The organism is Streptomyces sp. NPDC003247, from assembly GCF_042888135.1.
Taxonomy (GTDB): domain Bacteria; phylum Actinomycetota; class Actinomycetes; order Streptomycetales; family Streptomycetaceae; genus Streptomyces.
This window is the reverse complement of record NZ_JBIAPF010000015.1, coordinates 57774-71017: the sequence shown is the minus strand read 5'-3', so window position 1 is coordinate 71017 and position 13244 is coordinate 57774. Positions and strand designations below refer to the sequence as shown.

12 protein-coding genes are annotated in these 13244 nt (G+C 74.4%); 3 read left to right on the top strand and 9 right to left on the bottom strand.

What is annotated here, in order from left to right; translation table 11 throughout:
- Window positions 1-18 precede the first annotated feature (18 nt).
- Complete coding sequence (locus ACFYWQ_RS36680; protein ID WP_389522824.1) at window positions 19-1518, bottom strand: hypothetical protein; 1500 nt, start codon at window positions 1516-1518, stop codon at window positions 19-21.
- A 232-nt stretch (window positions 1519-1750) separates the two neighbouring features.
- Between ACFYWQ_RS36680 and ACFYWQ_RS36675 the strand changes: the two genes are divergently transcribed.
- Together ACFYWQ_RS36675 and ACFYWQ_RS36670 are read left to right on the top strand one after the other, a co-directional pair.
- Window positions 1751-2890: an aminoglycoside phosphotransferase family protein gene (locus ACFYWQ_RS36675; RefSeq protein WP_389522821.1), complete on the top strand. Its 1140-nt coding sequence runs from the start codon at window positions 1751-1753 to the stop codon at window positions 2888-2890.
- Between the two features lie 606 nt (window positions 2891-3496).
- Entirely contained in the window at window positions 3497-5482 is a 1986-nt protein-coding gene (locus ACFYWQ_RS36670; protein ID WP_389522819.1) for an N-acetylmuramoyl-L-alanine amidase, read from the top strand.
- Window positions 5483-5486: 4 nt separating this feature from the next.
- Here ACFYWQ_RS36670 and ACFYWQ_RS36665 read toward each other — a convergent pair whose 3' ends face one another.
- The 7 genes from ACFYWQ_RS36665 to ACFYWQ_RS36635 form a co-directional block, all read right to left on the bottom strand.
- On the bottom strand, window positions 5487-5984 hold the full coding sequence (locus ACFYWQ_RS36665; protein ID WP_389522817.1) for a hypothetical protein: 498 nt from the start codon (window positions 5982-5984) through the stop codon (window positions 5487-5489).
- A gap of 100 nt (window positions 5985-6084) precedes the next feature.
- Window positions 6085-6684 carry a CGNR zinc finger domain-containing protein gene (locus ACFYWQ_RS36660; RefSeq protein WP_389522815.1) on the bottom strand — a complete coding sequence of 200 codons (600 nt, stop codon included), beginning with the start codon at window positions 6682-6684 and terminating at the stop codon, window positions 6085-6087.
- Window positions 6685-6725: 41 nt separating this feature from the next.
- Entirely contained in the window at window positions 6726-7631 is a 906-nt protein-coding gene (locus tag ACFYWQ_RS36655) for a universal stress protein (protein ID WP_389522812.1), read from the bottom strand.
- A 150-nt stretch (window positions 7632-7781) separates the two neighbouring features.
- Window positions 7782-8024: a DUF397 domain-containing protein gene (locus ACFYWQ_RS36650; protein ID WP_385077596.1), complete on the bottom strand. Its 243-nt coding sequence runs from the start codon at window positions 8022-8024 to the stop codon at window positions 7782-7784.
- A gap of 153 nt (window positions 8025-8177) precedes the next feature.
- Window positions 8178-9671 carry an acyl-CoA synthetase gene (locus tag ACFYWQ_RS36645; RefSeq protein ID WP_389522809.1) on the bottom strand — a complete coding sequence of 498 codons (1494 nt, stop codon included), beginning with the start codon at window positions 9669-9671 and terminating at the stop codon, window positions 8178-8180.
- Between the two features lie 127 nt (window positions 9672-9798).
- Window positions 9799-9990: a DUF2795 domain-containing protein gene (locus tag ACFYWQ_RS36640; protein ID WP_389522807.1), complete on the bottom strand. Its 192-nt coding sequence runs from the start codon at window positions 9988-9990 to the stop codon at window positions 9799-9801.
- Between the two features lie 81 nt (window positions 9991-10071).
- Window positions 10072-11673 carry a phytoene desaturase family protein gene (locus ACFYWQ_RS36635; RefSeq protein ID WP_389522804.1) on the bottom strand — a complete coding sequence of 534 codons (1602 nt, stop codon included), beginning with the start codon at window positions 11671-11673 and terminating at the stop codon, window positions 10072-10074.
- Between the two features lie 161 nt (window positions 11674-11834).
- Here ACFYWQ_RS36635 and ACFYWQ_RS36630 point away from each other — a divergent pair, with 161 nt between their 5' ends.
- The gene (locus ACFYWQ_RS36630) at window positions 11835-12683 is read left to right on the top strand and encodes an NUDIX domain-containing protein (protein ID WP_389522802.1); all 849 of its coding nucleotides are present in this window, start codon (window positions 11835-11837) and stop codon (window positions 12681-12683) included.
- Between the two features lie 73 nt (window positions 12684-12756).
- Here ACFYWQ_RS36630 and ACFYWQ_RS36625 read toward each other — a convergent pair whose 3' ends face one another.
- Entirely contained in the window at window positions 12757-13131 is a 375-nt protein-coding gene (locus tag ACFYWQ_RS36625) for a ferredoxin (protein ID WP_389522801.1), read from the bottom strand.
- Window positions 13132-13244 lie beyond the last annotated feature (113 nt).

Below are 13244 nucleotides of genomic sequence, written 5' to 3'. Positions count from 1 at the left end.
GGATCCCCTGCCGGCGGACTACGCCGGAGCGGTGTGGCCGCCCCGCCCTCCCCTCGCCTTCGGCAGCGCCTGCCGGATCTCCTCGCGCAGCTCGCCGATCCCCGGGGAGTCGGCGTACTGCGCGGTGAGCCGGTACATCTGACGCAGCCGGTCCCAGGTGCGGCGGGAGGAGTTCGACCCCATCGACATCAGGGCCAGCCGGGCGTACCGGTCCGCCTGCTCGGGGTCGTCCCCGATGAAACAGGCCGACGCCATGGACAGATGGTCGAAGATCTTCGACCGCTCCCGTCCGTCGATCCGCAGCGACAGCGCCTTCTCCGCGTAGTACTGGGCGTGCACGGCCGCGCCCGGCTCGAACTCCGCCAGGGTGCGGTAGGCCAGGGCCTGCATGCCGTACAGGTCCTCGTCCTTGAAGGTCTGCATCCACGACGGCGTCCTGGCGTCGTCGCGGTCGGAGACGAACAGGTCCTCCGCCCGGCCGAGGGTGCGGCGCATGGCCTGGCCCTTGCCCATCGACGCCTGCGCCCAGGCCTCCACGGTGTGGAACATGGCCCGGGTGCGGGGCAGCACCTCGTCACCGGAGCCGGACTGGGCGAGCTTCATCAGATCGAGGGCCTCGTCGGGCCGGCCGAGGTGCACCATCTGCCGGGCCGCCCGGGAGAGCGCCTCTCCGGCCCTCGGGCGGTCACCGCCCTCTCTCGCGGCATGGGCGGCGATGACGAAGTACTTCTGGGCCGTGGGCTCCAGGCCGACGTCGTGCGACATCCAGCCCGCGAGGACGGCGAGGTTGGCGGCGACGCCCCACAGGCGCCGCTGGAGATGGGGTGGGTGACGGTAGGCGAGCATGCCGCCCACTTCATTGAGCTGGCCCACCACGGCCTTGCGCTGGAGCCCGCCGCCACGGGCGGCGTCCCAGGCTCGGAACACCTCGACCGAGCGCTCCAGTTCGTCGACCTCCTCCGTCCCGATCGGGGCGGCCTCGTAGCGGTCGAATCCCGCGGAGTCGGCGTGCGCGAGGGGGTGGTCGATGACAGGGGCGTCGGCGGAGAGGGTGGGGTCGGTGTGCAGCCAGTCGTACATGGCCGTGCTGAGTGCTGAGCCCGCGGCGAGCGCGGCGCCCGCGCCCACCAGGCCGCGTCGGTTGAGCATGAGGTCCATTCCCGTGAATTCGGTGAGGACCGCGGCGGTCCGTTCGGGCGCCCACGGCACGCCGTCGGGAGGATCCGCGCTCCCGCCGCCCTGCCGTTTCCCCGTACGCCCGTGCCGTACCAGACCGAGGTCCTCGATGGTCACGACACGGCCGAGTCGCTCGGTGAACAGGGCCGCCAGCACCCGCGGCACCGGATCGCGCGGGATCTCTCCCGTGTCGATCCACCGCCGCACCCGCGAGGTGTCCGTCGCCAGCTGGGGATGGCCCATGGCCCCCGCCTGCCGGTTGACCAGCCTCGCGAGTTCGCCTTTGGACCAGCCGGCCAGGCCGAACAGGTCCGCGAGCCGGGTGTTGGGTTGTCCGCTCACGTAAGCCCCCAGGTTCTCGGCTGAGTTGACAGTAGCCCGGGGACCGTGCCGAGGGACTATTCGCCAGGGTTTCGCCAGGGTCCGCCAGATGGTGTGCCACCGGGCTACGGGTGTCAGGTAGGAACGCGCCACCCCGACCCGGTCTCCGGGGGACATTCCCCAGGGTGCACCCGGGGGACCGGGCCGGGCGGCGCTTTGACACAGCAGGCACACGAAGGGATCTGTCTCCCCCATGTACGCAGCATCGTCCTCCGTGTCCGCCCCGCCCAGGTCGCTGCTCCCCCGCCCGGGCGGCGGCGGCCCCTACCTCGACCCCGCGCGGTCGGCGGCCCCGGCACCCGGCGGGGGCCGCGGCCGGCGTCCCGCGGGTCTCGGCACCCCACCGCTCAGCGGGAGACTCGACCTGTCCGGCCCCCAGGGCGCCCAGCTGCGCACGGCGATCGCGTCGGTGCACCGCATCTGCCCGGAGTTCGCCCCGGTGCAGGTGCTGCGCCGCAGCGGCCGCTCCGTCCTCCTGGTCGGTACGACCGGACGCAGCACGGCCGTCGCGAAGTGTTTACTGGACCACTCACCCGTCTGGGCGGAACGGATCCGCCACGAGATAGCCGCATACCGCACGTTCGTCCGGCACCGCCCCCCGGTACGGGTGCCGCGACTGATCGCGGCGGACCCGGACAACTGCACGCTCGTCGTCGAACGGATGCCGGGACGGGCGGCGGCGCTCCAGCGGCACCCGGCGGAGGCACCGCCGCGCGCGGACATCAGGGCGGCGCTGGGCGCCGTCTGCCGGCTCAACGCCTGGCGTCCGCCGGCGGGCACGTTCGACGCGCCGCTGGACTACGCGGCCCGCATCTCCCGCTACCACGAGCTGGGCCTGCTCACCGACCGGGACCTGGGCGACCTCCAGAAGCTGCTGCACGGCATCGCGGCGACCGCGGGCCGTCAGGGCATGGGCCAGTTCTGCCACGGCGACGCCCTGCTGTCGAACATCCTGGTGTCACCGGCCGGCCCCGTGCTGGTGGACTGGGACCACGCGGGCTGGTACCTGCCGGGCTACGACCTGGCGACACTGTGGTCGGTCCTCGGGGACGCACCGGTGGCGCGCCGTCAGATCAGCCAGATCGCGCAGTCGGCCGGCCCGGCCTGGCGCGACGCGTTCCTGGTGAACCTGATGCTGGTCCTGACCCGGGAGATCCGCACCTACGAGACGGCCGTGCAGCGTTCGATGCACGACACGGCCCCGACGGCTCCGGGCACGGCCCATACGGCGGCCGCGCAGTCCGGCGAGGAACAGCGGCTGCTGCTGCGGCGGCTCCACGACGACTGCCAGCTGGCCCGGCGGGCCGTACGGGCGGCGGTCGGCACCCGCTGAGGGGGACAAGGCCGCGGGGGCCGCCGGAACGGCGGCGCCCCGCGGCCTTCGCATGCCCGGACGGACCGGCCCCGGGGTACCCCAGACGCCACGGGCCGCACACGGGACGCTTCCAGGTGGTACGGCCACCGCTGCGGGCGCACTTGAGCGGTGCGGCGGCCACCGGTCCCGGCGCTCGGGAGTGGTGCGGCAGCCACCCGACCGGGTGCTCGCGAATGCCGCGGCAGCAACCCGCTGCGGGCACTTTCGAGTGGTGCGACGGCCACCGGTCCCGGCGCTCGCGAATGGCGCGGCGGCCCCCAACCGGGCGCTCGCGAACGGCGCGCGGCCCTCCGCTCCACGGGCTCGCGAGTGGTGCCACCGCCCGGGTGACGTGCTCCGCCGAGGCCGCGGCCGTCCGGCGAGGCGCTCGCCCATCGGTGTACTCCACTGACGCGCCGCAGGCCCGCGGGCTGCCGCCACGAAACTCGCCGAACCCCTGTTGACATGGGAAATCGTCTCCTGATGGGCATGATTGACGGACCGTCGGCAAGCGGGTACCACTGCCTCACGCCCGGCCCCGCACGCCGCCCCGCCCCGCTCGCTCGTTCGTCCCAGGAGGCCGCATTGCGAAGATCCGTCACCCACCCCCGACCAGTGCCCGGTTCCGCAGGCGCCCGCGGGGCCACCGCCGCCGTGGCGTCGGCGGCCCTGCTGCTGCCGCTGCTCGGCGCGGCCTCCCCCGCCACGGACTCCACGGGCTCCATGGGCGCGGCGGGCGCGTCCGCGGCGCTGCTGCAACGGGCGTTCAGCACCGCGGCCGCCGAGTATCGCGTGCCGCAGAGCGTGCTGCTGGGCGTCTCCTACCTCCAGTCCCGCTGGGACGGGCACGCCGGCGCGCCGAGCGTGACCGGCGGCTACGGCCCCATGCACCTCACCGACGCCCGCACCGCCCTGACCTCGGCCCCGCACCACAGCGAGGGCACGGAGGACGCCCGCGGCGACGACGCCCGTCCGCCGCTGCGCCCCCGGACGGCCCTCCCCGAGGACGCCGAGATCCCGCCGAGGCTGAACACGCTGCTGAGCGCGGCCGAGCTGACCGGTGTGAGTCCCGAGGAGCTGCGCACCGACCCCATGGCCAACGTGGCCGGCGGCGCCGCCCTGCTCGCCGCCGCCCAGCGGGACCTGGGCGAGCCGCTGAGCGCCGACCCGGCGGACTGGTACGGCGCGGTGGCGTACTTCTCGGGCGCCGACGACACCGCGACGGGCGCCGCCTACGCGAACGACGTGTACGACGTGATCCGCACCGGCGCGGAGCGCACCACGGACGCCGGCCAGCGGGTCGTGCTGCCCGCGCAGCCGCGGGTGCGGCCGCGCACCGCCCAGTTGCGGCACATCGGTCTGCGCACGGCGTCCGCCGCGGGCACCGAGTGCCCGAGCACCGTCGCCTGCGAGTGGATCCCGGCGCCCTACGAGCAGTTCGGCGACAACGACTACGGCAACCACGACACGGGGGACCGTCCGGCGTCCCAGTCCGTCGAGTACATCGTCGTGCACGACACCGAGGGCGGCTGGGAGGGCGTCATCGACCTGGTCCAGGACCCGGCCTACGTGTCCTGGAACTACTCGCTGCGCTCCACCGACGGCCACGTCGCGCAGCACGTGAAGGCCAAGGACGTGGCCTGGCACGCGGGCAACTGGTACGTCAACGCCAAGTCGATCGGCCTGGAGCACGAGGGCTTCCTCGCCGCCCCGGACTCCTGGTACACGGAGGCCATGTACCGGTCGTCGGCGCGCCTGGTGGCGTACCTGGCCGCGCAGTACGGCATCCCCCTGGACCGCCAGCACATCCTGGGCCACGACACCGTGCCCGGCCCGACGACGGCGAGCGTCCCGGGGATGCACACGGACCCCGGCCCGTACTGGGACTGGCGGCACTACTTCGAGCTGCTGGGCCACCCGTTCAAGGCGACGGCCGGCCAGGACGGCTCGCTGGTGACGATCCTGCCGGACTACGCGGCCAACCAGCCGGTGTACACGGGCTGCACGGCCCCCGGTCAGACGTGTGCGGCACACGGCTCCAGCGAGGTCCGGCTGTACTCCGACCACTCCCTGACCGCGCCCCTGGTCAAGGACATCGGCCTGGGCACGACGCCGGGCACGGGCGTGAACGACCTCTCCTCGCGGGCGTCCACCGGCCAGCAGTACGCGGTGGCCGACCGCTGGGAGGACTGGACGGCGATCTGGTACCTCGGCCAGAAGGCCTGGTTCCGCAACCCGGCGCAGCAGCCGACGGCCGTGCCCGCCTCCGGCACGGTGGTCACCCCGAAGGACGGCGTGGACAGCGTCCCGGTCTACGGGCGGGCCTATCCGGAGGCGGCGGCCTACCCGGCGGGCGTCCCGGCGCAGGCGGTCTCCCCGCTGCCGTACCGGCTGCCGAAGGGCCAGAAGTACGTCGTCGGCGGCACGGTGCCGGGCGAGTACTACTACGCGGTCACCTTCGCGGCCGACACGCACCGGGTGGTGGTCGGCAAGGACCTGTACTACGAGATCCAGTACGGCCACCGGGTCGCGTTCGTCCGGGCGGCGGACGTGCGGGTGTCGGCCTCCTGACCGGTCAGCCCTGCTGGAAGAGCTCCGCCGGGAGCGGTTTCAGCAGGGCGTACAGGTCGTCGGTGATGGGGCGGTCCCAGGCGGCGATGGTGACGAGGACGTTGTCGCTGCGGTCGAACTGGACGCAGGAGATGCGGCTCTCGGAGAGCTTGAGGCGGCGCACGATCAGGAGGTTGTCGCCCTGCATCACCGGCATGTCCTCGGTGCCGACGACGGTCACCTCCTCGTCGTTCTCCAGCGCCAGCAGCAGCTGCGCGACCTCGAAGGGCACCTGGCCCTCCGGGACCTCGCGGGCGGGGGAGCCCGCCGGGAGGTTGCCGATGATCATCGCGGGGCCTCGGCCGCCGAAGAGGTCGTAACGCAGGAAGACGCCCTGGCAGGTGCCGTCGGGGGCGGGCAGCAGCCCGGCGCCGAGATTGCCGGGCCAGTCGCCCGGGTCCATGGCCAGTACGTCGAAGTCGGGCCCGGCGGGGGTGGCGCTGCGGCGGCGGAGGAACGACATGCGGCCATGGTACGTGGTGCAGTTCGGCGATGGGCGCGAGGTCACGGGGGCGATGGGCCGCGGAACCGCCGGGCGTGGGCGGAGGGGGAAGGCCGGTGGGTCAGCCCACGGTCTTCCGGTGGCGCTCGTGGTGGCGGGCCACACGGGCGCGGTTGCCGCAGGACGGCTTGCACCACTCCTGGCGGGGGTGGTCCTTGAGGAAGTAGCGGACGCAGCGCGGGGCGTGGCAGGCGCGCAGGCGCTCCCGGTCCGGCCCGGTCAGGAAGGAGATCGCGGCCTGGGCGAGGGCGGCCGTGAGATCGCCGTCCGGTACGGGCCGCCGGTCGGCGACGGGGCCGGTGCCCTCGGACCACCGCAGGACCGGCACGGTGGGGGTGCGGGCGGCGGCCTCGTTCAGCCGGCGCAGGGCCTCGGGCAGCGGCAGCAGGCGGGCCGCGTCGGCGGGGCTGGGCTCGGCGGGGCGGACGGCGTGGGCGAAGAGGGCGCGGACCGCGGCGCGCAGGGCGCGGACGGCGGCGAGGGCGGTCGCGTCGACGGTCCGTCCGGCGGTGTCGGGGAGGTCCTCGGCGTGGGCCGCGACCCAGGCGGTCAGTGCGGCGGGGTCGGCCAGGTCGTCGGCGACCCCGCCGTGGCCGTCGTGCCGGATGGTCAGCGCCAGGTCGAGGGCGAGGCGGGTGGCGCCGTGGGTCGCGTCCTGCATGCGGCCGATGATAGGTCCACCGGCGTCCGTCGCCCCGGCGGTCATTCCTCCCCCGGGGCCGGGGGCACGACCGCGACCGGGCTCGCCGCGTGCAGCAGGACGGCGTGGGTGACGGAGCCCAGCATGCGGGCGGGGGCCAGCAGACGGCGGCGGTGGCGGCCGACGACGACCAACTCGGCGTCGACGGAGGCGGCGACGAGGTGTCCGGCCGCGTCACCGGCGACGGGGTGGGGTTCGGCGCGCACGCCGGGGTGGCGTTCCCGGTGCGGGGTGAGGAAGCCGTCGACGAGGACGCGGGTCTCGTGCTCGACGGCGTCCTGCTCGACGACCGGAGCGATCAGCTCGACGGGGGCCGTCCAGGTCTGCACGGGCCAGGGGTAGGCGGCGATCACCTGGAGGCGTGCGCCGCGCAGGGCGGCCTCGGTGAAGGCGAAGGCGAGGGTGGCGTCGTCGGGGCCGTCCGTCTTCAGGCCGACGACCACGCGGGGCCCCGGTTCCGGCGCGGGGTGCGGGCCGTCCGCCTCGCGTCCGGGCGGGGGGACGACCACGACCGGGCACTCGGCGTCCCGCGCGGCGGTGAGGCCGTTGGAGCCGAGCAGCAGCCGGGCGAAGCCACCGCGGCCCCGGGAACCCAGGACGAGCAGTTCCGCCTCCGCGCCGAGTTCGGGCAGCAGGGCGCCCGGCGCGCCGTCCAGGCCGACGTACTCCAGGTCCGTCCCGTGCGCGGCGCCGGCCAGCCGGGCGCGGGCGTCGGCGAGGACCGGGTCCTCGTCCGGCGGCGGGGGTACCACCACCGGGGCGCCGGGCTGGGTCCAGACGGCGTACTGGCGCACGTGCACGACGCGCAGCGGAGCCCCGCGCCCGCGGGCGGAGTCCAGGGCCCAGTCGAGGGCGCGCAGGCTGTTCTCGGAGCCGTCGACCGCCGCGACGACCGGCAGAGTGCTCATGGTCCTCACCTCCGGGACACGTCCTTCGTCCTGCTGGGGCCAGCCTGGCCCAGACGGGGGCCCGGCCCGGGTCCCCGGGGTCGCGTGTCCGGAAAACGAGGGGGAACACCGCCGGTTCGGCCCGTGGCGGCGGGCCGGACCGGCCGGGGCTCAGGTCAGGTCGAACTCGCCCTCACGGGCGCCGCAGACGAAGGCGCCCCACTCCGCGGGCGTGAAGATCAGGGAAGGGCTCTCGGGGCGACCGCTGTTGCGCATCGCGACGAAGCCCTCGACGAAGGCGATCTGGACATCCCCCCGGCCCCTGCTGCTGGACTGCCACTCGGCCCTGCTGAGGTCCAGCTCCGGCTTCTCCCAGCCCGCGAGCGGCTGCTGCTGGATGGTGCTCTCGGCCACGTCCGTGCTCCTCCCGGTTCGTCGTCCGCGGCCAGCCTAGCGATCGGTCACGGACGCGGACAGAGCACACGAGGGGGACCTTGCGACTGTCCGGGGAACGTACGCCCACGAGCCGCCCCACCGCCCGCGGGCGGTGGGGCGGCAGGCGGCGGCTCAGCCCAGCCGGTCCCGCAGCTCACGCTTGAGGATCTTCCCGCTGGCGTTGCGCGGGAGCTCGTCCACGAACAGCACCCGCTTCGGCGCCTTGAAGGCGGGCAGCTTCGCGCGGGCGTGGGCGATGAGGTCGTCCTCCGTGACCTCGCCCCGGGGGACGACGACCGCGGTGACCGCCTCGATCCACTTCTCGTCGGGCAGGCCGACGACGGCCGCCTCGGCGACGGCCTCATGGGTGTAGAGGGCGTCCTCGACCTGGCGGGAGGCGACCAGCACGCCGCCGGAGTTGATGACGTCCTTCACCCGGTCGACGACGGTGAAGTAGCCGTCGGCGTCGCGCACGGCGAGGTCTCCGGAGCGGAACCAGCCGTCCCGGAAAGCCGCGGCGGTCTCCTCGGGTTTGTCCCAGTAGCCCTCGCACAACTGGGGGGAGCGGTAGACGATCTCCCCGGGGGTGCCGTCGGGCACGTCCTCGCCGTCGTCGTCGACGACCCGGGCGTCCACGAAGAGGACCGTGCGGCCGCAGGAGTCCATGCGGCCCTGGTGCTCGTCGGGGGCGAGGACGGTGGCGAGCGGGCCGATCTCGCTCTGCCCGAAGCAGTTGTAGAAGGCGAGCTTCGGGAGGCGTTCGCGCAGGCGTTCCAGGACGGGGACCGGCATGATCGACGCCCCGTAGTACACCTTGCGCAGTCCGTCGAGGTCGCGGGTGGCGAAGTCGGGGCGGTTGGCGAGGGAGATCCACACGGTCGGCGGGGCGAAGAGGCTGTCGACGCGGCCGGCCTCGATCAGGTCGAACAGCCGGTCGCCGTCCGGTGCGTCCAGGACGATGTTGGTGGCGCCGACGGCGAGGTACGGCAGCAGGAACACGTGCATCTGCGCCGAGTGGTACAGCGGCAGGGAGTGCGCGGGCCGGTCGCCGGCGCTGAGGTCGAGGGCGGTGATCGCGCTCAGGTACTCGTGCACCAGGGCGCGGTGGGTCATCATCGCGCCCTTGGGCAGGGCCGTGGTGCCCGAGGTGTACAGCAGCTGGACCAGGTCCTCGCCGCGCGGCTCGGGGCCGTCGTACGGCGGGGTGGCGGCCAGCCGGGAAAGGAGCGAGTCGTCGCTGTCGCGCAGCGGCAGGGTCCGTACGCCGGCGGGGAGCCGGTCCGCGAGGTCGGGGTCGGTGAGGACCAGTGCGCTGCCCGACTGGCCGACGATGTAGGCGAGGTCGTCGCCGGTGAGGTTCTGGTTGACGGGGACGTGCACCAGGCCGGCGCGGGCGCAGGCGAGGAAGGCGACGAGGTAGGCGTCCGAGTTGTGGCCGTAGGCGCCGACCCGGTCGCCGGGGGCGAGGCCGAGGCCGAGCAGGGCGGCCGCCGCGCGGGAGACGGCCTCGTCGAGTTCCTCGTAGGTCCAGGTGCGGTCGCGGTACTCGACCGCGACGCGTGCCGGGGTGCGTCGGGCGCTGCGCCGCAGCACCCCGTCGACCGTGCTGCCGTGTCCTGGCGTCATGACACAGGATCCTCGGGGGACGGCGGGGGCGGGTCAAGCGGGCGGCGCCCACCGGCGCCGGTGGGCCGGGGTTCCGCGGCCGGCCGAGGGCGGTCCGCCGGCCGGCCGCGGACTCCGCTCCCGTGGGCTACTGGTTGAAGACGGCCTTCTGCACCTCGTTGGGCCCGTCGAAGTGGTCCTGCTTCAGACCGTCGAGGCGGCTGACGACCTTGTCGTCGGCCTTGTTCTGACGGGCACGCTCCACCAGGTGCTGCTTGTCCGTCGGGTAGTCCATGCCGCGGAGGGCCTTCTGCAGGTCGATGGGGCTCAGGTCCGCCATGACAGCCTCCCTGTCATCCGTGCATACGTGCGGTCTTTCGTTGTGCCGGGGTACCCCTCCCCGCGCGGCGCATGCGGCTCGTCAGCCGGCCCCGCCCTCCAGCACCGCCATCGCCGCGTTGTGCCCCGGCACTCCGCTGACGCCTCCCCCGCGCACCGCGCCGGCCCCGCACAGCAGGACGTTGGCGTGCGGGGTCCCGACGCCCCAGCGGCCCGTGCTCCCGTCGGCGTAGGGCCAGCTCAGGTCACGGTGGAAGATGTGGCCGCCGGGCAGGCGGAGGTCGCGTTCCAGGTCGAGCGGGGTCTTCGCCTCGACGCAGGGGCGGCCGTCGGCGTCCGTGGCCAGGCAGTCGGCGAGGGGTTCGGCGAGGTGGGCGTCGAGCTGGGCGAGGGTGGCCCCCAGCAGCGCGTCGCGCACGGCGTCGTGGTCCCGGGCGAAGAGCCGGGCGGGCGTGTGCAGGCCGAACAGGGTCAGCGTCTGGTAGCCGCGTCCGGCGAGGTCCGGGCCGAGGATGCTCGGGTCGGTCAGGGAGTGGCAGTAGATCTCGGACGGCGGGGCGGTGGGCGGCTCACCGGCGGCGGCCTGGGCGTGGGCGCGGGCGAGCTGCTCGTAGCCCTCCGCGATGTGGAAGGTCCCGGCGAAGGCCTCGCGCGGGTCGACCGCGGTGTCCCTGAGCCGGGGCAGCCGCTTCAGCAGCATGTTCACCTTGAGCTGGGCGCCCTCGGCGGGGGCGGGCGGTTCGTCGCCGGTGAGGGCGGCGAGGGCCTGCGGGGAGGCGTTCACCAGGACGGTCCGGGCGGCGGCGACGCCCTCGCCGTCGGCGGTGCGCCAGGTGACCTCGGCGCGACGGCCGTCCGTGGCGATCCGTACGGCCTCGTGGCCGGTGGCGAGGACGGCGCCCGCGCCCCGGGCGGCGGCGGCCAGGGCGTCGGTGAGGGCGCCCATGCCGCCGACGGGCACGTCCCAGGCTCCGGTGCCGCCGCCGATGACGTGGTAGAGGAAGCAGCGGTTCTGTTTCAGGGAGGCGTCGTGGGCGTCGGCGAAGGTGCCGATGAGCGCGTCGGTCAGGACCACGCCGCGCACCAGGTCGTCCGCGAAGCGCTCCTCGATCGTGACGCCCAGGGGCTCCTCGAACAGGGCCCGCCAGGCGTCCTCGTCGTCGACGCGGCGGCGCAGTTCCCCGCGGCTGGGCAGCGGCTCGGTGAGCGTCGGGAAGACGCTCCGGGCGACGCGTCGGGTCATGCCGTAGAAGCGCTGCCAGGCCGCGTACTCCCGCTCCCCGCCGGTCAGCCGCGCGAACGCCTCCCGGGTGCGCTCCTCGCTCCCGCCCACGAGCAGGCCGGTCGGCCGCCCGCCCCGCTCCACGGGGGTGTACGACGAGATGGTCCGCCCCTGGACGCGGAACCGCAGGCCCAGGTCCCGCACGATCTTCCGCGGAAGCAGGCTGACCAGGTAGGAGTAGCGCGACAGCCTGGCATCCACCCCGGCGAACGGACGGGTGGAGACGGCCGCGCCCCCGGTGTGGTCCAGCCGCTCCAGCACCAGCACGGACCGCCCGGCCCGGCCCAGGTAGGCGGCGGCGACCAGCCCGTTGTGGCCACCGCCGACGATCACCACGTCGTAGGCGCGGTGTCCCGGGCTTCCCGGGCTTCCCGGGCGTCCCGGTCCCTCGTGTGCAGGCATGCCCCTTCGTAACACGGGGCGGTCCGGACCGGCCAGGGACGCGTGGCGCGGGCCGCGGCGCGGGCGCGGTCGGGGGCGCCCCAGCCGGACGGCCGCTCAAGTACGGTCGGGGCGCCGGGATGTCACCCCGGCGTTCCCGTGTACGGAACGAAGGGCACCGCATGGACACCGAGCCTCGCCACACCTCCGCGCTGCTGGTCAACCGGCGTGGTCAGTACCTGCTCCATCTGCGTGACGCGCACAAGCCCATCGACGATCCGGGCGCCTGGTCCCTGCCCGGCGGGGCGCGGGAGGGGGGCGAGACACCGGAGGAGGCCGTCGCGCGGGAGCTGCGGGAGGAGACGGGGCTCGTCCTGGACGGGCTGACCCGCTTCACCGTCATCGACGACATGACGGTCTTCCTCGGCCGGTGGGACGGCGATCCGTCCCGGCTGCCGGTCGGCGAGGGCATCATGTTCGCCTTCTTCGACGCCGCGACCACGGCCCACCTGACGATGGCGCCGTGGGCGGCGGAGGTCCTCGCCCGCCATCAGGCCGACGGGAACGTCCCCCCGCCCCTGCGCCACAGGAAGGACGCCGTCGCGAACGTCATCGGCGTGCACCTGTACCTGGAGCGCGACGGGAAGGTGCTCCTCGGGCTGCGCCACCCCGACTCGCCCTTCGCTCCGCTGCACCACCACTTCCTGGCCGGCCACTGCGAGCAGGAGTCCGCCGTGGCCTGTCTGATCCGGGAGGCCCGGGAGGAGGCCGGGCTGGTGATCGAGGCCGCGGACGTCGAACTGGCCCATGTCGTGCACGTCGTCGGCACGCCCGGCACCCGGCCCCGCCTCCAGCTGGTGTTCCGGGCCCGGCGGTGGGCCGGTGAGCCCCGGCTGCTGGAGCCGGACAAGTGCCTCGCCTGGGAGTGGTGGCCGCTGGACGCCCTGCCGGACCCGCTCGTCGGCTACGCCCGCACCGCCCTGGACGGTGTCCGGGCCGGTCGGCTCTACTCGGAACAGGGCTGGGAGTGAGCTGAGCCGGACGGGCCCACCCCCCGAACCGGCATCGATCCGCTGGTCGCACGACGACCAGTGGATCGGCGCATCAGCTGAGCGTCGCCATGAAGTCCGTGCAGGCCTGGGCGCAGGCACGGCACGCGGCCGCGCTCTGCTCGGCGCCGGGCTGCCGGTCGAAGACGTGCGCGCACTCCAGGCAGACCGTGCGGCACCACTCCAGCTGGAGGCGGATGCCGCTCTCGTCCGTCCGGTTGTCCTCGGACAGCATGCGGCAGGTCGCGTCGCACACCTCCGCGCACATGATGCCCTTGCGGCGTATGAGGTCCTGCAGTTCCGTCCCGTCCGGATCCACGAGGCTCGCGCGCTGCGCACAGGCCCGGGCACACTCGGTGCACGCCTGGGCGCAGGCGAAACGATCCTCCAGGAACCGGAAGAGTTCCTGTTGGGATGTCGTCGAAGTCACACCGTGCGGGTAGCCGCGCCGGCCGGACCCAAACCACCCCGGCGGCGTGCCCGTCGGCTGCCGGGAGCGCGCCCGGAGCGCGCCGGGAGCGCGGTGGGAGCGCGGAGGGAGCG